At 34.3% G+C, this 21,574-nt stretch carries 20 protein-coding genes, 2 pseudogenes and 1 riboswitch; of the genes and pseudogenes, 8 read left to right on the top strand and 14 right to left on the bottom strand.

The genetic code is table 11. The annotated features are described in order from the left end of the window. Positions 1–18: 18 nt before the first annotated feature. The gene (locus QUF91_RS14235; RefSeq protein WP_289418180.1) at positions 19–732 is read right to left on the bottom strand and encodes a 2OG-Fe(II) oxygenase; all 714 of its coding nucleotides are present in this window, start codon (positions 730–732) and stop codon (positions 19–21) included. Between the two features lie 159 nt (positions 733–891). On the opposite strand from QUF91_RS14235, the gene QUF91_RS14230 reads away from it, so the two are divergent. Beyond that, positions 892–1,803 (top strand): DNA glycosylase, encoded by a 912-nt coding sequence (locus tag QUF91_RS14230; RefSeq protein WP_289418179.1) that lies wholly within the window; start codon positions 892–894, stop codon positions 1,801–1,803. Between the two features lie 202 nt (positions 1,804–2,005). Here the strand turns inward: QUF91_RS14230 and add are convergent, their stop codons facing one another. The 6 genes from add to QUF91_RS14200 form a co-directional block, all read right to left on the bottom strand. Continuing rightward, positions 2,006–2,998 carry an adenosine deaminase gene (add, locus tag QUF91_RS14225; protein WP_289418178.1) on the bottom strand — a complete coding sequence of 331 codons (993 nt, stop codon included), beginning with the start codon at positions 2,996–2,998 and terminating at the stop codon, positions 2,006–2,008. 65 nt (positions 2,999–3,063) lie between these two features. Continuing rightward, a riboswitch (purine riboswitch) is annotated at positions 3,064–3,162 on the bottom strand. Positions 3,163–3,533: 371 nt separating this feature from the next. Next, positions 3,534–4,460 (bottom strand): ABC transporter ATP-binding protein, encoded by a 927-nt coding sequence (locus QUF91_RS14220; protein ID WP_285395196.1) that lies wholly within the window; start codon positions 4,458–4,460, stop codon positions 3,534–3,536. Positions 4,461–4,472: 12 nt separating this feature from the next. After that, entirely contained in the window at positions 4,473–5,684 is a 1,212-nt protein-coding gene (locus QUF91_RS14215; RefSeq protein WP_289418177.1) for an ABC transporter permease, read from the bottom strand. Between the two features lie 16 nt (positions 5,685–5,700). Continuing rightward, positions 5,701–6,825 carry an ABC transporter gene (locus QUF91_RS14210; protein WP_289418176.1) on the bottom strand — a complete coding sequence of 375 codons (1,125 nt, stop codon included), beginning with the start codon at positions 6,823–6,825 and terminating at the stop codon, positions 5,701–5,703. Positions 6,826–7,239: 414 nt separating this feature from the next. Continuing rightward, a complete protein-coding gene (locus tag QUF91_RS14205) occupies positions 7,240–7,953 on the bottom strand; it encodes an SDR family oxidoreductase (RefSeq protein WP_285395192.1) in 714 nt (237 codons plus the stop codon). 33 nt (positions 7,954–7,986) lie between these two features. Then, positions 7,987–8,538, bottom strand: coding sequence for an NAD(P)H-dependent oxidoreductase (locus QUF91_RS14200; protein ID WP_285395191.1), 552 nt, complete (start codon positions 8,536–8,538; stop codon positions 7,987–7,989). Between the two features lie 359 nt (positions 8,539–8,897). Between QUF91_RS14200 and QUF91_RS14195 the strand changes: the two genes are divergently transcribed. The 4 genes from QUF91_RS14195 (at position 8,898) to QUF91_RS14180 (ending at position 10,998) form a co-directional block, all read left to right on the top strand. After that, entirely contained in the window at positions 8,898–9,236 is a 339-nt protein-coding gene (locus QUF91_RS14195) for a winged helix-turn-helix transcriptional regulator (RefSeq protein ID WP_289418175.1), read from the top strand. Positions 9,237–9,582: 346 nt separating this feature from the next. Continuing rightward, a complete protein-coding gene (locus tag QUF91_RS14190) occupies positions 9,583–9,927 on the top strand; it encodes a hypothetical protein (protein WP_285395189.1) in 345 nt (114 codons plus the stop codon). Between the two features lie 103 nt (positions 9,928–10,030). Beyond that, positions 10,031–10,195, top strand: coding sequence for a transposase (locus tag QUF91_RS14185; protein ID WP_289418174.1), 165 nt, complete (start codon positions 10,031–10,033; stop codon positions 10,193–10,195). Between the two features lie 419 nt (positions 10,196–10,614). Beyond that, the gene (locus tag QUF91_RS14180) at positions 10,615–10,998 is read left to right on the top strand and encodes a hypothetical protein (protein WP_289418173.1); all 384 of its coding nucleotides are present in this window, start codon (positions 10,615–10,617) and stop codon (positions 10,996–10,998) included. 337 nt (positions 10,999–11,335) lie between these two features. Here QUF91_RS14180 and QUF91_RS14175 read toward each other — a convergent pair whose 3' ends face one another. Further along, positions 11,336–12,241, bottom strand: coding sequence for a cation diffusion facilitator family transporter (locus QUF91_RS14175; RefSeq protein ID WP_289418172.1), 906 nt, complete (start codon positions 12,239–12,241; stop codon positions 11,336–11,338). A gap of 353 nt (positions 12,242–12,594) precedes the next feature. Here QUF91_RS14175 and QUF91_RS28315 point away from each other — a divergent pair. The 3 genes and pseudogenes from QUF91_RS28315 to QUF91_RS14170 form a co-directional block, all read left to right on the top strand. Beyond that, positions 12,595–12,694, top strand: a pseudogene (locus QUF91_RS28315) (dihydrofolate reductase); the annotation flags it as partial. A gap of 897 nt (positions 12,695–13,591) precedes the next feature. Further along, positions 13,592–13,651, top strand: a pseudogene (locus QUF91_RS28135) (YjcZ family sporulation protein); the annotation flags it as partial. A gap of 33 nt (positions 13,652–13,684) precedes the next feature. Then, a complete protein-coding gene (locus tag QUF91_RS14170) occupies positions 13,685–13,879 on the top strand; it encodes a hypothetical protein (RefSeq protein WP_285397560.1) in 195 nt (64 codons plus the stop codon). A 214-nt stretch (positions 13,880–14,093) separates the two neighbouring features. Here QUF91_RS14170 and QUF91_RS14165 read toward each other — a convergent pair whose 3' ends face one another. The 6 genes from QUF91_RS14165 to QUF91_RS14140 form a co-directional block, all read right to left on the bottom strand. Beyond that, positions 14,094–14,468 (bottom strand): hypothetical protein, encoded by a 375-nt coding sequence (locus QUF91_RS14165; protein WP_285397559.1) that lies wholly within the window; start codon positions 14,466–14,468, stop codon positions 14,094–14,096. A gap of 19 nt (positions 14,469–14,487) precedes the next feature. Further along, positions 14,488–15,966 carry an FTR1 family iron permease gene (locus QUF91_RS14160; protein ID WP_285397558.1) on the bottom strand — a complete coding sequence of 493 codons (1,479 nt, stop codon included), beginning with the start codon at positions 15,964–15,966 and terminating at the stop codon, positions 14,488–14,490. Positions 15,967–16,516: 550 nt separating this feature from the next. Beyond that, positions 16,517–16,918, bottom strand: coding sequence for a hypothetical protein (locus tag QUF91_RS14155; RefSeq protein WP_285397557.1), 402 nt, complete (start codon positions 16,916–16,918; stop codon positions 16,517–16,519). Between the two features lie 214 nt (positions 16,919–17,132). Further along, entirely contained in the window at positions 17,133–18,278 is a 1,146-nt protein-coding gene (locus tag QUF91_RS14150; protein WP_353957848.1) for a sensor histidine kinase, read from the bottom strand. Further along, positions 18,278–18,961, bottom strand: coding sequence for a response regulator transcription factor (locus QUF91_RS14145; protein WP_289418170.1), 684 nt, complete (start codon positions 18,959–18,961; stop codon positions 18,278–18,280). The genes QUF91_RS14150 and QUF91_RS14145 overlap by 1 nt, the downstream gene beginning before the upstream one ends. A gap of 507 nt (positions 18,962–19,468) precedes the next feature. Next, the gene (locus QUF91_RS14140) at positions 19,469–20,953 is read right to left on the bottom strand and encodes a DHA2 family efflux MFS transporter permease subunit (protein ID WP_481817451.1); all 1,485 of its coding nucleotides are present in this window, start codon (positions 20,951–20,953) and stop codon (positions 19,469–19,471) included. Positions 20,954–21,574: the final 621 nt, after the last annotated feature.

Raw genomic sequence — 21,574 nt, 5'->3', positions numbered from 1 at the left:
AGATATTGAAGTTAATTTTTATTTAGAATCGTGAAAAATAATTCCAAGACCGTACCGTTCTCCAGAAGTAACCGTGCTTACGCCATGACGAACCGTATTTTTGTAATATCCTTTTTTACCTAGAACAGGTCTATGATTAGTAGGGAATATCAGCGCACTGCCTTGTTCTAAAGTGATGACATGTCCCCTACTCTGAGCACGTGGAATTTGTTCCACTAATAGAGATTCTCCACCGCAAAAGTCTTTTTCACGTTGATTTAATACAAATACTACTTGAAACGGGAAAAATATATCGCCATATAAATCTTGATGCAAACAATTAAACCCGCCTGTTTCATACTTTAATAGTAAAGGTGTTGGTCTAGTTTGTTCATATTTTTCACAGGTGTTCAAAAAATCTTGGAGATGATCTGGAAACTGTTCTGTTTTCTTTAAATAGCCCAACCATCGATTGGCTGTTTTGGCCAATTCTACATAAAAGGACTCTCTTAAACTTTGGATGATTTCTGGTAACGGATAGGAAAAATATTTGTACTCCCCATTCCCAAAACGATATCTCGTCATATTGATGGTCGTTCTGTATGGCCCTTCCTCACAATACAAGTCTATGAAGAATTCACATTCCTCTTTTGTTAAAATCACTGGAAGCTTTGCGAATCCTTGCTCATCTAATTCATGTTGAATTGACGCCCAATTTAAGTTTTCGACACGTGTTTTTATATGTTGGACCATTTTTATCAACTCCTATTTAGCATTCTTGATAATTAACACTATAACCTCATAATTAGAAAAAAATAAGGTGTTTAGAATGTAATAGCAAGATAACAAAATTAGGGTAGATGATTATGTGATAAAGTAAAATTATAGAAAATCGATGAGGAGAATAACAAAATGATATGGCATGAAGTAAATAATGTTATTGTAATTGCATTACCAGACAATTTCGACATGAAGGCTAACCTAGGCTATCTAACAAGGGAAAAAAATGAATGCATGTATGAAGTAGAGAACGATATCATTACAAAAGTTATAGCCATTGGGGAAATTCGGTCCTTAGTACAGGTAAGCGTAATTAATCATAAACAAATGGTTGTTCAATTCCTAAATGATTCTAGACCTATTGAAAAGAGGAAGCGGGAAGAGATTGTAAAATATATTCACGAATGGTTTGATCTTGATAACGATTTAACGCCATTTTATGAAATGGCAAAAGCTGACCCACTACTTAAAATGCCTGCCCAAAAATTCTATGGATTGCGAGTTATCGGCATTCCCGATTTATTTGAAGCTTTATGTTGGGGAGTTTTAGGGCAACAAATTAACTTAGCCTTCGCGTATACCTTAAAGAAGCAATTTGTAGAAAGATTTGGCGATTCCATCGAATGCAATGGTAAAAAGTATTGGGTATTCCCATCGTACGAACGAATTGCACAGTTAACACCTACCGACCTAGCAGATATTAAAATGACGGTAAAAAAAAGTGAATATATTATTGGAATTGCTAAATTAATGGCAGGTGGAGAATTATCGAGGGAAAAACTAATGAACATGAACTTTAAGGATGCTGAAAAAAGTTTAATTAAAATACGAGGAATCGGACCTTGGACAGCCAACTATGTTTTAATGCGCTGCCTTAGGTTCCAGACAGCTTTTCCAATCGATGATGTAGGTCTTATTAATTCGATAAAAATATTACGTAATATGGACCGAAAGCCTACGAAAGATGAAATTTTAGAACTATCATTTCCGTGGAAAAACTGGGAATCATATGCTACCTTTTATTTATGGCGTGTCCTTTACTGAATCACTACATCATGTAGTTTAGTAATGAAGTTTGATTATATTAATGATAGTAACCTTGATATGAGAACAAATCTAAAGAGCATGTTTTGAAAAAAGATTGATCAAAACATGCTCTTATTTGAATGGGGGCAGATTGACTAAAAGGAAAAGCGACAGAAGCGTAGTTACTTTAGCCAAGCCCTATGCATTTTTACGTGTATATTTAATATTGTGCCAAGCACCATTCTTTAGTTTCTTGATCCGCAAAGGATGCTTCAACACTATTTAAATAAATTTGCCGATAATCTTCTTCACTTAGATTAAATTCGTTGTTCACTAAATGGATTTCTTTTGCCATTGTAGTATCTGATACTGTTCGGTTATCCGTATTAAATGTCACTTTTATTCCATCTTTATGAAACTTGTAAATCGGATGTTCTGAATAATGATGAACAGCTTTCGTCTGGACATTACTTGTTGGACACATTTCAAGTACTATCTGTCTTTCTTTCACAATCTGATAAGCCTCGGCACAATCTTTAATAAATACTCCATGTCCTATTCTTTCAGCACCTAACATTTCAACAGCCTCTAGAACGTTTTTACCAATTCCCGTTTCACCGGCATGAATAGTGACTCTGTAGCCATATTTTTTGGCTAATGAGATTGGATCTACGAATTTTTCACAAAAGCCTTCTTCTTCGGATGCACATAGGTCAATTGCCGCCACACCTTTACCAAGGAACTTTTTCCCCTTTTCAACCACTTCAAATGCGCTTTCTACAGACATCGTCCTCATGCAAGACAGGATGATATTTCCCTTTATTTCGTAACAGCTTTCAGCGTCCCTCATCCCCTCTATAACAGATTGAATAACTTCTTCAACACTAAGACCTTGTAATGTGTGAAGTAACGGGGCAAATCTGACTTCTAAATATTTCACATTTTCTCTTGTTGCATCCTCAAATAGCTCAAAAGTAATTCTTCTTAAGTTCTCCTTGGACTGCATGACCAAATTAGGAAGAGAAAATCTTTTTAAATACTCATCCAGGGATTCACATTCTAACGGAGCAATCAGCTCCTTTTGCAGTTCATCCTTATCAAAAGAAGGTAACTGAATGCCTTCCTTCTGTGCAATATCGATAATAGTTTCAGCCCTTAAGCTTCCGTCCAAATGACAGTGAAGTTCAATTTTGGGCAATGCTAAAAAGTTCATCTTTGACCTCCTGAAATAAATTTTTAGATTGAAACACAAAAAAATTCCTGACTACAAAGAAAATACAAGTTTTGTACTTTCTTCGTAATCAGGAATTTCGGTTCCTGGTAGAGACCCCCAAACCATATTATTGGGGTTATACGAAATAAAATTGTTTGCTTAACGTTTTTAAAATAATAATAAAAAAATATTAGATTGTCAACATGGTATGATACAGAAATTTAATAGATAAAGCTAAAATTGATTGCAAAGTGCTGGCTTAGTTGGAATACGCTCTAATATATATAATGCCCTCATTTGCTACTACTTTGGCAGCATATACGAATTAAGCATTTTTAGGCGTTGGTTAGTCTGCTCTCCGTTAGTACAATAATTTCAACAGTTAAACGTCGGGCAAGAGAGTCACAATTATTAAGAAAAATTACCTGTTTGGATGTTTGCTTTTGCTGTATAAGTAGGGCCTGAAGTAATGATCAGCATCAAAGCAAGGAAAACACCTGAGAACAACTTTCCATCTTTGATAGCTCTTTCTTATTTAACTGGCTGTCACATTTTGATCTTCATGATAATACATAGAATACAAATCATTTAATGTAACTTTTCCAAACGCAAAATCCACCACATTTCTCTCAACTAAAAAAGATGTAAGCGAACTTAACAAACTTGCTTCAGAACTTGGTAAATGAATTAGTGACATTCCGTTTGTAAGTGTTTGAAGTTCTATATTAGGAAATAGCTCGTGAAGTTGTATTTTAGTATCATTTTCCATATTTTTCACCCGAATAGTTTTAATATCCGCTTGACTAAAACCTTCTATAATTTGATTGGTATTCACTAGTTTTCCATTGTTAAATAAGAAAATTCGGTCTGCATATTTCTCTAAATTATCTAGTAAATGGGAGGCGATAATAATAATCTTACCTTCCTCCTTTTTTTCTACTAATATTTTCGAAATAATTTCTACATTATTTGGGTCAAGGCCGTTCATTACTTCGTCCATCATCATAATTTCCGTATTTGAGACAATTTGCATTGCAAAGCATAGACGCTGGCGCATACCAAGGGAATACGTGCCTGTTTTTTTATTCACATAATGCCCCATATTTAATGCTTCGATTGTTTCATCAATCAGTTTTAAATCGGATTGCCACATTGTAGCAAACATTTTTAAATGCTCGCGCCCGCTTAAGTGATTGTACAAGTCACTTTGGTCTGGCATCATCGATACGAATTTATGAATTTTCACTTCATTTGATTTATTTGAATAGCTTAGGCCATCTTTAAATACTACCTTTCCTGTCTTAGGTTTCACATAATTCATCAACACATTCATAAATGTGGATTTTCCTGTTCCATTTGGTGCAACAAGCCCGATCATTTCACCTTGCTCAAATGTCATTGAAATATCATTTAACACTTTAATTTCCCCAAATTGTACGGTAATATTTTGAACTTCAAGCATCTTTACCCCTCCCTATTTAATTAACTTATATCGCCTATTCAATGCAATAAGTATTATTAAAAAAATGACAACTCCCGCTAGTCCAAATAACAGCTGTAATCCTAAAGTAAAATCTAAATCATTGTTCATATAATAAAAATTTCGCCTTTTTGAAATAATTTGTCCTACTTGAATGTAAGATGTCGGATAGTTTTGAATGTCCCAGAAATAGCCGACGTAACGGCTGGCATAAAAATTCTCGCCAAAAATAAGAAGCAAGCCAACAGCGAAATTTACCATCTCATTGCGGAATATAATACTGCATAATAGCACAACGTTGATAATGACGATAAACCAAGTAAAAAGCAAAGTTAAGGATTGTACTAAAAACGTACCTAATGTCATCATTTCAAATTTACCATCCTTACGCCAATCAAGATGAGCAGCATACATAGGAGATGGTAAATTGAAATTCCCAAAACCAGATTGTAGGCCTATGATAAAAAAGCCAACTATAAGCGGTACAAATAATACTACGCTACCTAGTAGTGCAACAAACATTTTCACAAGTAGCTTTTTCCAATCACTAATTGGGAATCCCTTTAAAATAGATGGATGACGTTGATCTTTTTTAACAATATCAATGGATAAAAGAAGTACACAGACAATTAAAATAATCGGAAGTACTCCATTTAATAAGCGTTCGAACGTTTGAAGCGCTGTGCGTTGTTCAAAAACTTCCAATGATAACTCATAATCTGCTTTCGAATAAGCATCATAACGGACAGCATGATCTAAATAGGCGTAAAAGGCATCATCTTCTGCGTGTTTGTTATTTTTTGTAAAATACCTCGAGTTATATGAAAATGCCTCATTTCTATATGTAATCGAATTCGTCAAGAAGTACCATTCGCTAGTTAAATCTGCATATTTTTTAAAATTCCCCTCATCTAATGCATCTAATCTTCCTTTATCTATAGGGTTAATTTGCTTAAATATTTCAATTGCATAAAAAACGGAAGGATGAAGTCCTATTAAATCTTGTCCTTCCATATGATCTAAAAATTCCTGACGTGTTAAATAGCGCGCCTCAATTTCATCATAGTCAACATTTTCAATCGGATTGTAAGTTGGCGCTATTTTAAATACATAAAAAAAGGTCGCAAATGCAAGTAAAAAATAGATTGCTATGTTTTTCTTATTCGTAAAAAACTGCTTGAATTCAAATTTAAAATAACTGAACATGCTTATAATACCCCCCCTATGCCCTATTGATTTTTCCTGTTGAGAAGAATGTTTTAATAACGAATAGCATTAAAATAATACTTATACAGATGATGACTAAGCCTAAATTCATAGTAATATCAACAGGCTTCACTAAATCTACTGGTAAGCCTCGTAAAATATCATTGAAGTTCATGAAATTAAAAGGATTATAGGGAATTAAACTAATAAGAGATGGGAATATCATCGGTAAAAAGAATAAAATAAAGTGTACAAATAATGTTAAATACATATTTTTCAGTAATACATTTAAAATAATCGACAACAGCATGACAAAGATTGAAATTAATAGCATATAACCAACGCTCATCGCAATATATTGGATTGTAGATATTAATGTGGCATTTCCTACATATATCCCTACAGGCTCTAATGGGTTACCAAGTCCATTTATGATCCACAATGGAATTGCGCAAATAAAAATGAGCAAAATGCTTGTAACTATAGATAAAAAAGTAATCATGCATTTAGACAAAATATAGTGATCAAATCGGACAGGAAAGCCCTTAATTATACTAGAGTGTTCAAAGTCATCTAGTAAAATAGAACTTGTATGAAAGCTAATAAATATGTACCAGCCTGCTCCAACGTGCATAAAGAAAAACAACAAAAACGGTACGTACTGAAATAAATCGGATATTGTATCCTTTCCCTCATCAATCATCCACTTAAAATAAAGGTAGTCCATAGAATTTTGCACTTTAGAAGGTAATAATTCTGCAATATTCTCGTATCCTTCTAATTCGAATGCCTCTTGCCTTAATTCTGCGAGTTGAAATGAAGTCTCATAATACATAGATTTTCTGTCCATCGTTAAAGCTGCTATTTGTAAAGCAATTTTGCTTTTTTGTTTAGTTAAATTTTTATATAAGTCGCTTCCATCACCTGTTTCTGAAGCATCCTTAATTTGAAACTTTGATAGTATAGCTTGTGCTGAATAATAATCACCCTTTTTCTCGACTAGTTGATTACCAACAGCTTGTGCTTTTATATAAAACATAAAGCCAAAAACGATCATAACAACAGCGACTAGTGCGACTAAATTTTTTCGATTACCTCGTTCAATAATTAGACCTACTTTTAATGCTCTTAACACCGTCATCCTCCTCACTTTTCAATGAAAGCACTTACATCACTATGATAAGGTATTGTGGATATTTTTTCAATTTTTAGATTTTAAAGGCTCTTCACCAAACGTGTGGTTGATTCCGTTCCGACTGGGCGCTTTCCTGGGGCGTCCGATGAGCCGCTTCATCGCGTTGCTCGCTCCAGGGTCTCATCTGTGACGCTGATCCTCAAGGAGTCGCCCAGTCTCCACTACAATCAACTAATATACAGCCCATATATTTTAAAAATGTCATCCACAACTTTTGGTGATGAGCCATTTTAAAGGTTGTAAATTCTTTCTCCTCAGTGATGGAAAGATTCATAAAAAAACACTAGCCTTTCGTATAGTTCTACAAAAAGACTAGTGTTTTTTCTTGTTTAGGGGATATATTTTCCCTCAGCTTCCGGCTTAAGCTAAAATGTGGCCGCCTTCTACATGAAGAACGGTTCCAGTCACGAAACTATTTTGTAGCAAATATAGTACGCTTTGTGCAACATCTTCAGTTCTTCCTATTCGTTTCACAGGAAGTTTGTTTTCAATAGTAGCATAGAAATTATTACGAGCTTCTTCTGGCATTTTGCTACGGGAAGGCGTATCAATTATACCGGGTGAAACGATGTTCACTCGGATCGGAGCAAGCTCTAATGCCAAAGTCTGGCCCAAATTCGAAACAGCCGCATTGACTGCACCTAGAATTGCTGAACCAATCATAGACTTGTAAGCTACAACCCCAGAGAATAAAGTGATTGAACCGTTTGGTGAAATTTTTGAAGCACCGTATTTCGCTGCATAATATTGTCCCCAAAATTTGTTTTCAAACAGTTGTCGGGCTTGGGCTGTATCCGTTTGGAGGAATGACCCGCCGGATGTTTCTGCCGCGCTTACCACAAGATGATCGAACTGGCCGATCTTTTCAAAGAAAGACTGGACTTGATGTTCTTGCGTTGTATCTAGAGTATAAGCCGTTGCTCTAGCTCCTAGTTGCTCTTTTGCATTCTGTAATTTATCTTCGGAACGGCTGGCAATGATTACTTCTGCTCCTTGAGCTATTAGCTGCTTAGCTGATTCTAAACCAATCCCAGAACTTCCTCCGATAATTACAACTTTTTTATCTTTTAACATGTTTTTTTGCCCCCTATGAGTTTACTTAATAGATTAATAATTCAATACCTCTTGCAGGTGTTTTTCAAGGTCGAATACAAACTTTTCAACCTGCGGATTTTTGACTACATCATAACAAGAGAAACTATTTAAAGGTTTCATTCCGAGAAATTTATGTATACGATGTAAATGACTTAATGCATCTTCTAGGCTGCCCCCTTCAAAAAATTGATTTGGATCGTTAAATGCTTTTTCAGGAGCATTCCAGGTAGTCGAAAACATATATTTCTTTTCAGTCAATAACCCGCCTTTTCCATACTGATCAGCACCCTTAAAAAATAAACCATAAGCATATACTTCATCCATATACGTCTTCAATAAGCCTGGGACACTGAACCAATAGATAGGTGTTTGGTAAATGACAATATCAGCCCAAATAAATTTTTGTTGTTCTTCTTCGATTTTGTATCCGTTTTGAATAATTGTTGTTTTTACATTGTTCTTTTCACTTAAAAAACTGACCAACTTGTTCATCAATGTTTGGTTCAATTTCCCCTCTGCTGAACTATACTTCTGATGGCCGTTAATAATAAGTATATTTTTCATCTTGTTCTTGCTCCTTCATTACAATTCAATTCTTAAAATACCGCTTATCGTGTAACTGGTAACCAATAACCCAACTCTACTTAAGGTAAAATTCAAATCGTTTGCTACATCTCAGAAGAATCCCCCTGATGACGTACCAATAGCAAAGCACTGAGTACAAACGGTAGCTGGTTTCGTTGATATCTTGCAATAATTTTGATCACCTCCTCCATAAGGGATGGAATAATAAGTTCAACGATATTATATATATAGTAACTTCATTTATGGAAGTAGTGATATTTAATTCATAAAGTTTCTGAAAGTATACTATTGTGATATGATAAGGTAAATTAGTCAAAAAATTTTGGGGAGATGTTTAGATGAGTGTTATTGAGCCAGTTGTATTAACCAAAGGAGTACCAGGTGAAACTTGCCCCATTGCTAAAACGCTCGACGTGATTGGGACTAAATGGACCTTTTTAATTATTCGCGATCTGCTTATAGAAGGAACGATGCGATTCAGTGACCTATTGAAATCAATGAATGGAATTAGCCCGAAAACACTTTCACTCCGTCTTAAGACACTAGAAGATCATGGGATATTGAAAAAAAAGATATTTCCAGAGGTTCCCCCTCGTGTGGAATATACGTTAACGGAAAAAGGAAAACAATTGGAAGGTATTTTCATTGAATTAAAGAGATTTGGATTAAATTTATAAAAAATTAAGTATAGGTCATTCTTTAAATTTCGGTAAGAATCATATCAGATCTTTTTTATTTTAAATCTATTTCTCAGGCTATGAACTATACAAACTACGCTATCACGGCATATTAATAGTATGTAAAGCTAATTTAGCCTTACACCTCCTAATTTTGTTACTTAGGGTCACTCCTATCCCAAGTGACCCTTTTTATAATTTCTTTCCTCGAAGTGTTCAGTGAAACTAAAACTTACAAAATTATAAGTTTCATGTCACCAAAATTTAATTGTTAAAACTAAAATTGTGTTTTAGAATTGCTATTGTTGGAAAAAAATAAGAAAACATGATTTGAGGAAGAATTTACATGGAAGACAAACTAATAAAATTTTTATCTATTTTTGGTGGAATTACAATTATTGTTCTAGCTCTTTCGGCTTTTTTCATTATTGACCAGGGTATGCCTAAGGAATTTACTGAAGAAGCATGGTCAGATACGAAAGAAAAAGCAAAACAAGCTACAGTTGAGCATTTTAAAAACGAAAACAATATCGATGTTATAATAAATGAAGTTAGCTCTTCAGGCGAATATGCAACACATGAAGTATATTTAGAAGGTCATGTTGTTGGTAATGAGGAAAAGAAAATCTCTGCTGTTGTAGATACTTCTGAAGAAAATTATCAAGTAAAACTTGTTGATATGAACGCCTAATTATCATTCATTTTTATAGAACCCTTTGAACAGTTAACTTAATTGTTAGTTGTTCTTTTTTTGCCCATTTTCTTCGATTAATCTTCACTTACAAGTTTTTACATTGATAACACGTGAAGAAGCGTTGCTAGATACCATTATTTCACCACTATCGAATGGCATTATGGAAGGCACGAATAATAAAATTAAACTCATCAAAAGTCATGGTTTTGGCTATCGAAATGAAGACCGTTTATTCCTTCGTTTACGTTTAGAAACAGGTCGCTGATTTTGTCACCCACGACTTTTGGTGAAGAGCCATTTTTGAAGGTTTCTAATTTACGAGCAACTAAAAACGCCAGGATCAATGATTTACCAATTATTCTGGCGTTTCGTGCTATTATTTTTATTTATGTGTAAATCATTAAGTGAGTTTATTTGCGCTGTATAATAGTTGTTGATACAACTATTATACAGGGAACTATTACTAACCAAAGTGGTGTTGTGGCGCTAATGACAAAGAATAATATAGTTGTTGAAATAACTAAGCATAGAATCCAAAACGTAAGTAAAATTTTGGATCAACACGATCAAAAGCTTTTCTGACAATTGGAAAGGTTTTTTTTACAATGTGAAGAAGTACTTATAAGGGGATATATTAATTCAACGATTATGGAGAAGAAATAGTATATAAGAGGTGAAGATAAGGTGAAAATAAAAACAATATTGTTATTAATTATTTGTTCTATATGGTTAGTGGCTTGTGACGGTAATGGAGAAACAACAAAAACGATAGAAATTCAAGAATTAATTAATTTCGAAGAAGAAAAACCTGACACATTACAATTAATATCTGATGCGAAGGATATAAAGATTATAGAGAAAACTTTTAAAAAAGCTAGAGAATTTGGTGAAGTAGATAACAAAGTAGTTCCGCAATATAAGATCAAACTAAACGATGATGAATACTATTTATGGATCGACAATACAATTACAGGGACAATAGCAAACGTAAATAGTAGAAATATGTTTTATAATATCCTTGCTAGCGAAGAATTTAAAGAGGCCATTAATTATCAAGGACAAAAATAAACTACTTTTTAAAAAATTAATCAAAGTAACTATCGTCTGTCTAATATAGCAACAATGCATACGAAATGAGCATTTCTCAAAGATTGTTGCTATTAAAGAGGCAGGGATATAAGTATATTTCCAAAGCAAAATTAAAAAATTTCACATCAGAAAAGCGCGAGAAATCAACGTTTCTAAAATTGATTTCTCGCGCTTTTTAAGGTTTTGACCAGTTAAGTCCCAGCCTCTTTTCAAAATAAATTTCTCATTACTGAACACAGCGGTTATTTAAGCTATAAAACAAGCAATAGCTGCATAGATAGTAGCGCAACAATTCAAGCTGTGCAACTTTGTAATACTACTCTTGATTAGGTTCTATATAGTAAGGATTTACATGAATAAGGACTTCCCCTACATCTGGGTATTTATTTAATATTTTATTTTTTATCTCACGGGCTATATCATGACCTTGTTTAATTGTTAAATCATGATTAAGTGATAGACGAATGTCGAGAAGCTTATAGTGCCCGTGTTCTCTTGCACGGATTTTGTCTATTCGTTTTACTTGATAGAATTCATGAATAGTGGCTTCATACTCGTCTAGAAGATCCTGATCCACACTTTTTTCCATTAAAACATCAACAGAAGGTTTAACTAATTCCATTGCGATTCTAAAAATAAAATAAGCTACTATAGCACTTGCAATAGCATCCGCATATAACAAAAATGTCCATCCAATTGCATTTCCTATAATCGCTAAGAGGACTCCAATAAATGCTGCAAGGGAAGCAACAATATCACCTTTATGATCTAACGCAATCGCTATAATAGCTTTACTATTCCACTTTTCCCCCTGTTTTATGGAGTGTCTATATAATATTTCTTTCGCTATATAAGAAATTATGGCTGCAATCAATGCACTGTACTGTGGTACACTAGGTTCTTCAAAAAATGCTAAAATTGCTTCTACTAATATATATACTGAAACTAATATTAAAATAATTCCAACGATTGCTTCACTAATAACCTCTGCCTTACCATGCCCAAAGGGATGATCCTTATCAGGTGGTTTATTAGAGATACCTACTACTGCTAGCACAGCAATCGAAGCTACTACATCTGCCCCAGAGTGAATTCCATCTGCAAAAACAGCCTCACTCCCCCCAAAAAGACCAAAGAAGATTTTACCTATCATTAGAATTAGGTTGGATACAAGTGCAATCCATGCAACTTTTTTACTGATTTGTTCTCTCTCACTAACCATTTATCTTACCTCCGATTAAGAGTTTTCCAACTAAAAATGAGGCAAGAATTCTCCTCAAATACCCTTAATTTTCTTCCTTCAATAAATACTCAACTATGATATCAGACGAATATCGAGTGGGTCTACAGCAACCTTTTTTACCATTACTAAATAAATTTAGAATATGAAAATAAGTTGCTTCAGACCAAATTAATCAAATTTAGATTTCCGTAAAATGGACGTTTTCCCCAACTAGAGGAACTTCTTAAAGTCTTACATAATGAAAGCAACGCATTTAAATAAACATGATAGGTGGAATATACAGATACATTAGTTTACACCAAAAGATGTATTATGTATGGAAGACGTTTTGTTTGCAAAAATCATTAATTGCTACAATGGATAGAAATAGCGTTATTGGAAAAGAGAACGACATTCCGAGGAGAATACCAAGCTGGTTGGCATTATGAAAAGTAAACGACTGAGGGGCATCCTTATCTCTCCAATTGTCAATATCTTTTCTCCTCATTTCCTTACATATGACGGGCATGGGATAGCAAACTCTCAACTCGCCTATTGTCTTTAAGCTATTCCCGATTGGATATTGGATATAGTATTACAGGTGTGTTGATTAACCATTTTTATCCACTCTAATTAAATTAGAAGGATCTGATTTCCGCTACGGGCTACTCGCTTTGTTGCTGACGCTTCGCTTTCGCACAGATAAAACATTTGTTGCTGTCGCTTCGCTTTCGCACAGAGCAAGGCTTCCTGCGAGTGAGCGTCGAGTAGCCCTACGCTACAAGCTCTTCATCATAACATGTGGTTGATTTCTTTGATAGAAAGAGCTTAGTTTCGATAAAAGCCCAAATAGTTTCGATAAAATGAGATTTTGTTTCGATAAAAGCTCAAATAGTTTCGATAAAGGGCGATTTTGTTTCGATAAATCTTCAAAGTATCCCTATAAAACGATCGAAAGTAGCTTTAGCGATTCTGTTTTGGGGCTCGACACTAAATAGTAACAAGAAAAACCCTTTCATCGATCAATAATAAACCTACTTTTTCCTAATCAACACGCCTAATAGTATTATAGACTTCCATGATCAATAACTCTGCCAATCAATTGTATAGTCTATAGTCTTTAACAAGTTATCTGAAAAATAGCCTATTCCCCATCTGATTTTTCAGGTGGGGATTATTTTACGCTAATTTGCTCACACATTATCTACTATCATTTAAAGAGTGACAGACCTTTTTGATCTTACGTTTCAAGAAATTCCACGGGATTACCGACAATTTGTCCATAACATTTATTCTTATAACTCATATATTAAATTACCAAGTTCTAAAGGAGATGATATTTGAGGAGTTATAACAACTTCTTTTGCATTAATTGTTGTATTGTTTGTTCTACTAATTATTGTAGGAACCTTAGTAAAATTTTCTTCTCAAAGGAGGGTTACTATGCATCAACTATGTAGACACCAAGGTCAGGCTGTAGAGGTCAGAGATATCCATGGAAGAGTTCAAAGAGGAATACTAGTAGGAGTTGATCCAGCAAGAGGAATTTTTATGCGGTCAGGCTTTAGAACCTTTTTCATTCCCTTCTTTTTAATTGCAGCTATTTTCCTCATAAGTATTGGTCGACGTATCTTCTAAGAAAGAACACTTCAACAAATAAATATATAGATATTAAAAGAGTAGAAATTTATTTCATGTAGGGCCACTGTTAATTCACAAATAATGTATACATTTTTTCCTAAAGTATACCTGATTGTTCCTATGATTAAGGATTCAGTTGTAGATAATCAATAGGTCCTTTTAAAGTTTAAAAAACACCAACGATTCACAAAGTTGGTGTTTTCCATTTTCTTTATTTAGTTTTATTTTTCAATTCTTTTAAGGCATCAGTAAGTTGTTCGTTTAAAGTACTTAATGCCTGTTTATCAAGAGTTTTTGCTTCTGAACCAGCAATCGTAGGGTCAAGATATTTTTCGATTTTTTCGTAAAGGTCTTTATGTTCTTTCTTAACTTCGTCTTCAAAAACCTTCCATTGGTCTTCTAATTTTGGTCCAACTTCTTTTACTTTTGCTTTGTCTCCACTTTCGATAGCTTTGGATAACTGATTAGTAGTCTCCAGCATATTATTAACTCCATCGGATACCTTACTATCTTTTGAGCTACATCCTGCTAAAAATAAAGTACATCCAAGACCGATTGCTAATACCAATGCCATTAACTTTTTCATAATCCATCCCAACTTTCTTTTAGTTATTATTAACTGTTTTAAAATTTTTATTATTTATTTTTTTAATTAACAGAATAAGAATTGCAGCAAGAACCAGAATAATCTGTGGAATTGCGCTCTCCCATGTGGAGTAAAGAGCGAAAAATTCTATATTCGGAATACCAGGAGCATTCGTTGTAGGAAGCACCCCTGCTAATTGTAAGCTGTGAATACCCATCCCCGTGAACTTGATACAAAGATAAAAAACGATTACGCTTGAGACCATAAAGAATGGACGAAGAGGTAACTTTAAACCAACAAAGACCATTAAATAAGCTAAAATCCCAAGAATAGCGGCGCCAATTAAAAATCCAAATAGTAAAGACTGAAGCTTAATTTGGCTTGCCATGCCGATATAAAACAAGACCGTCTCTGTTCCCTCACGGAACACTGCAAGAAACGCGAGAACACCTAGTGAAACGAGCTTGCCAGTTGTTAATGCATTTTGACTTTTTTCATGAATGTATCTATTCCAATCAGCGATATTAGATTGACTATGGAGCCAATAGCTCATATATAGCAGCATGACTGCCGCAAATACACCTGTCCATCCGCCAATAAGGGCATTGTTATTTCCAAAAGCACCAGAGGATATAACAAACTTAACGATTAGAGCAAGTATTACACTTACTCCCAAACCTGTTAGAACACCAGTCCAAATCCAAGCTTTTCCTTTTGAGTCCGCAGATTTTTTAACAAACGACATTAACGCAATTACTACAAGTAATGCTTCCAATCCTTCACGGATTAGGATCATGGCTGCATCCCAATATGTATATTGAGATTTTGTAGCTAATGGGGTTAAGTATGTCACCATGTTATCAATTAATTTTTCTGCTTCTTCAAAGTTTGGTGGATTAGCATTTAGCATGGCTTGTATGGCAACAAGGTCTCTTTCGGAATCACTATATATAGATGCAGATTGTGCAACAACAACGCCTTCTACACTTAACCAGCTGTCACTAGCGTTTTTAATTCCTTCAATAGCACCTAATTTGTTTTCTTCAAGAATTTCCTTTTTAGTCTTTTGTAAAATGAGAATAAAATCGTCCAAAGAAAGATCTTCCTTCTTCAACTCAGACTCTTGATGATAACCGCCAGTTGCATATTTTTCATTTACAGCCTTTAAATCCTTTAAAGCCAACAATACTTGATCTTGCTTATTTATAGTAAAAGCATAAACTACTTTCCCCATATTCGATTCAATATCACGATAAGCAGTAATAGAATAAGCTTTTATTTCTTCTTCAATCTGCCTCCAAGTTTTATTAAATTGATCATAAGCATTTTCTGCTTCAGCAAGGTTCCCTTGAGAAGCTAAATCAATTGCTCGATTAACGGATTCCTCTGCCTTCTTAATATCCTGACTAGAATTTCCAGCTGCCATTGCAGGAGTATGTATTCCAATTCCTAATATTAATAGAAGGATAGATAATTTAAGTAATAAACTTTTCCCCATGAAGACCCTCCTAGGTAACACCCTCTAATTGATAAAGAATTTCAATATCATTTACACGAGTATCATTTTATTATCATCAATTATCATTGTCAATAATATTTTTATTTTATCCCTATGCATAAATTGGTAATTTAGGACTAAATTATTTGATTAGTTGTAAAATTGAAATTCCCCAAAAATTATTAAGTCTCATGTTAATACAATTATTGAACCGACTTTCCAATTCTTTGGTTGAGCATTTTTCATCATCCAGTCAAAAGAATGTGATTATACACGTCTGCTCCTTGTAGATGAGGTAGATGAAAAAGAACATTTAAACACCTCCAAAAGTCTGTTTTCTACTATTTCGGTTTAAGATTTAACTCCAGTGAAAAAGGCTTTGAATAAACGGTAATAACCGCCATTCAAAGCCTTTTTCATATTCTTATTTGATTTTTCCCAAGGTATTTTTTAATGATACTATGCACGGCGGACGTTTTCTTCTGAAATCCACTACGATAACATTCATCGAATCATTTCTTTTCTCACGAATAACAGAGTTGTTTATATGTTACTTATTGCTTTTTTCTGCTGACATGGAATCTGTAACGTTTTCAGCTTTCATAAGCTTACCCTCTTTTTCAAGTTGAGCAATCAGCTCGTCTACCGTGATCCCTTTTTCTTTAGCCATTTCTTCTAAGTTGACGGGTTCACTAGATTTTGTAGCCGAAGTTATTTCACTTGCTTCTGTCAGTTTTCCTTCTTTTTCAAGCTGAGCAATCAGTTCTTCTACCGTGATCCCTTTTTCTTTAGCCATTTCCTCTAAGTTGACGGGTTCACTAGATTTTGTAGCCGAAGTTGTTTCACTAGCTTGTGTGTTTTCAATCTTGTCGTTGTTGCTCGCAGCATATGCAGATCCTGCAACAACAGAAAATGCTAGCACTAATGTCGTAATTGTTAATTTTTTCTTCATATTAATTTCCTCCTAAAATGTTTTGCCTCTACCACAAGATGGATAGGTGTCATAAATACCTGGTTACTACCTGCATCCTTTCTATTTGATGTCACCAATATATAACAATCCATGTTAAATCCGTGTTAAGAGGGATATTTCACCATGAATTATTAAAAAAAGGCTTTAAATAAACAGTATCAACTGCGATTTAAAGCCTTTTTATATTAATATTTTATTTACCAAGTGTAATTTGGAAACAAGTACCGCTGTTTTCATTATCCGTAACTACGATGTTTCCGTTGTGCTTGGTTATGATACTTTGCACAATGGAAAGTCCCAAGCCTGAGCCACCCAATTCACGAGAGCGTGATTTATCCACTCGGTAAAACGGCTCAAATATATACTTTTTTTCCTCATCCAGGATACCAATTCCCGTGTCTCTAATTTCAATCATTATCTGCTTTTTATCCGATTTAACTTTAATCGTTACCTTACCGCCCTCAATATTGTATTTAATACCATTTTCAATAATGTTATAAAACGCTCGATAAAGTAAATCTGTATTTCCGTAAACAACACTATCATCGCAATCCAAATATAAAGTAACTTCTTTTTCATTAGCAATATGAGAAAGTTCAGAGACAATATCTTCTAAAATATCCTTCAAACAGATGGATTCATTCTCAAATTCATCATTCATATTTGTCATATCTAAAAGGGTATATACAAGCTCAGATAATCGTTGTGTTTGCTTTTCAAAAATGTTAATGAGTGCTTCATATTCGTCTGTTGAATGTGCGTTTTTCATTTTAAATACATCAACCTTTGTTTTTAAAACCGCAAGTGGCGTTCTGAGTTCGTGGGCTGCATTTGCGGAAAAGCGGCTTTGCATCATAAAAGCATTGTTTAGCTTATTCGTCATTTCATTAAAAGACCTCGTTAGCTCAGCTATTTCATCATTAGTTGGTGGAATGTCCATCGTTTCCGATAGATTATGTACAGTTCTATTCTTAATTTGACTATTTAGTGAATCAAGTGGTTTTAACGCTTTGCCCGATATATAGTATGTCAATACGCCACCACAGACAATGATTAAAATCATATAATAAACACTTTCAAAATGAAAGTCCGTTTTTGCTTTTTGAGCATCTTCAGATGGTGTAGGCATCATGACATTTGATGGCGTCTGAAAATTGCCTATAAAATTGCTATCTTGACCAATCTCTTGAGCAGGTAAAGAAGCAGTGGCTGCATCAATTCTTGTTGCCATTATACCAGCAGAAAAATTTAGAATTAATGTAAGCCCTATACAACAAATTGTTAATAAAATTATCATCATTGCAGTAAGTCGTTGTCGAATTGGTATTTTTTTAAACATCATGCGTCACCATCATTTTTAACAATATGATAGCCCTCACCAATCTTTGTACGTATGGGGTCATAGTCTAAAAGAGCTTTTAGTTTTTTTCGTAATGTTGCTATATGAACTCGAATAGCTCCACTAAAGCTATCGGCATTACTATCCCAAATGTGATCAATCAATTCTTCTTGACTGACAACTCTCTCCTGATTCATTAATAAGTATTCCAGTAAAACAAATTCCTTTTTTGTTAGTATTAATTCATTTTCATCTACAAATGCAATACGCTTTGACAAATCTATTTTTACATCACCACAAGCTAAAAGATTGTTTTCCTGTACAAATTTCCGCCTTAATAAATTTCTTATTCTTGCTTCTAATTCTGCAAAGTCAAATGGTTTAGTTAAATAATCATTCGCACCAATATCTAAACCCTTAACTTTGTCACTCACACTACTTCTTGCACTAAGGATTAAAACTTTTAATTCCTCTTTTTCTTCTCTTATCTTTTCTAAAACCTTTAATCCATCCATTTTCGGAAGATTTAAGTCAAGTATTATTAAGTCATAATTTTCAACGTACGCCAATTCATAAGCGACTTCTCCATTACTACAGACATCAACTGCATACCCTACTATTCTAAGTCCCTCAGCGATAGCTTCCTGTAAATCCAACTCATCTTCAACTACAAGAATTCTCATATCGTAATCACCTCATTTTATTAGTTTAAATAGGTGTGTGTTAAATCTATGTTAAGCAACTATTATCAAATAATAATTTATATCTGTAAAAGAATCCATCCTTTTGTCGTAGGAAACTTTCGATAATAAGAAAGTCATGACCAACGTATATATATTATGTAAACTAAAATTATTTGGCGTGAAGGAGGGCTTGAATACTTCAACTACCCATAGTATCTGTACTTTTCGATTTGCACTTGTAAAGTGCCTTTTCATTTTCATGTGAACGATAAAACCAAAGCAGAAACAGGTCTATTTTTAACACAAGAAAAGAGCAGAAAACTCCTATTTAACCAAGGAATTTACTACTCTTTTAATACGTTTACTGCACTAAAAATCGGTATCGAATAATCCGATATAATGCAGACCGTTATAAAGCTTGTTAACATCAGTAATTTCTATTTCCGGATCGAAATAATAAAACATGGGTGTTGCTTGAGGTAAGCATCACCCGTTTTTCTAGCTTAATTATTTCTCATTCACAGTTTCTATATGTTCCCCATCCGTTTGATTTTCATGATTAGGCTTGACTCTCTTAATAAAGAAAGCAAGGATAAGAGCGATAACTGCAATCAATGTTGAAATGAAAAAGGTAAAATTAATACCATGTAACATCGCTTCATTCACGATGTGTTGTTGCATTTCAGCTGCAGCCTGTGCAGATGGTTGAACTGCGTTTGCACTCATATTAGCCATTGCGTCAGCAGCAAGTTCCTCTGCTTTTGCAGTCGTTTGATGGTTCATTACGGTAATCAACACCGCGGAACCAATAGCACCAGATACTTGCTGCAGCGTATTATTCATAGCTGTTCCGTGTGGATTCCTATACGCTGGTAGCTGATTCAAACCATTTGTCATGACTGGCATCATGACCATAGACATCCCAAACATACGTAAGGTATATAGTAGAACAAGTGTAGAATAAGCTGTATTCATACTAATTTTGCTAAAGTAATACGTTGTTACAATGGTAATGGTCAATCCAATCACGGCCAAAATTCTTGCTCCATACTTATCAAAAAGTTTCCCTGTAATTGGCGACATAATCCCCATGACAATAGCTCCAGGAAGCATTAATAGGCCAGAGTCCATAGGTGAAATCCCTCGAATTGTTTGTACATAAATAGGCATCAAGATCATAGCTGAAAACATCGCCACAGAAATAACAATTGAAATGGCCGATGATAAGGCGAACATTGGATATTGGAAAATTCGAAACTCAAGCAAAGGCTCATCCAATCGAAGTTGACGAAGGATAAAGGTAATTAAAGCAAGTGTACCAATAATAATTGTGCCGTATACAAATGGACTATCCCATCCTTTTTCCCCTGCAGAACTAAAACCATAAAGCAAGCCACCAAATCCTATGCTAGATAAAACAAGAGAGAAAACATCGAGCTTAATTGCACGTTGTGGTGTTACATCTTTTAATTTAAAGGCTGCAAAAATTAAGGTTAAAACGGCAATTGGCAGAACAATATCAAATAACATTCTCCAATTGTAGTGCTCTATCAACCATCCAGAAAGAGTCGGACCAATCGCTGGAGCTGTAATCATAACAAGTCCAAACATTCCCATTGCTGCCCCTCTTTTTTCAACTGGAAAAGCGGTAAGCATGACATTCATTAATAACGGCATCATAATCGCTGATCCTGCAGCTTGAATCATTCGAGCCCCTAATAACACACCAAATGCAGGTGAGATACTCGCTAGGAATGTTCCCAAAGTAAACAATGACATTGCTGTAATAAATAACTTTTTATCTGAAAAGCGCTGAATAAAGAATGCACTCGCAGGTATTAAAATACCATTGATAAGCATATAGCCCGTAGAGAGCCATTGCACTGCCGTTGCATTCACATCAAATTCTTCCATAATGGACGGAAGGGCAATGTTTAGTAATGTTTCATTTAAAATAGCAACAAAGGCCCCGATAAATAAAATGGCAATCATGCCGTAAGGTGCTTTTTTCTCAACAGAATAGTTTATCTGCGACAATTGAATCAGTCCTACTTTCTATATCATTTCTATGTTTTACATCACATTCACTTCTATATGAAGTCTTTCCAATCTCTTATCTCACACCATAACAATAAATGGTATTCGTGTTATAAACCACTTTGGTCCAACGCAAGTTAGTTTCTTCCTCCGATCTGTTGTGTTGCTCCTGCTGAAAATTCGAATTCGTTGTAACCACTCCTTAAAAAAATAAACATAAGAGTTGACGAAAGGATAGAATGTATTATATAATTAGAATAGGGAAAGTACGCAAATTATAATTATATAATGTCTATCCATATAAATTTAACACAAATCATTATGTATTTCAATGTGTTGTACATAATTTTTTTATTGTCAATTCTTGAATGAATCTATACATATACACAAAAAAGTCGATTCCTTAACGTACAGGAATTCGACTTTTTTAGTCTTGGAAGCTAGATTATTATCCTTTTTATCCCCCTACTCATTACCGTTATATCCAGGCGTTTCTCTCTGGTATTACTAGTAATTAAAGTGAACAAAAGTACTTTAAACAGACATCCATGAAATCACTTTATTATTTTTGTTTGG

Origin of the sequence: Lysinibacillus sp. G4S2, assembly GCF_030348505.1 — a bacterium.
GTDB lineage: Bacteria > Bacillota > Bacilli > Bacillales_A > Planococcaceae > Lysinibacillus.
The sequence above is the reverse complement of the archived record's forward strand: the minus strand, read 5'-3'. Positions and strand labels throughout refer to the sequence as shown.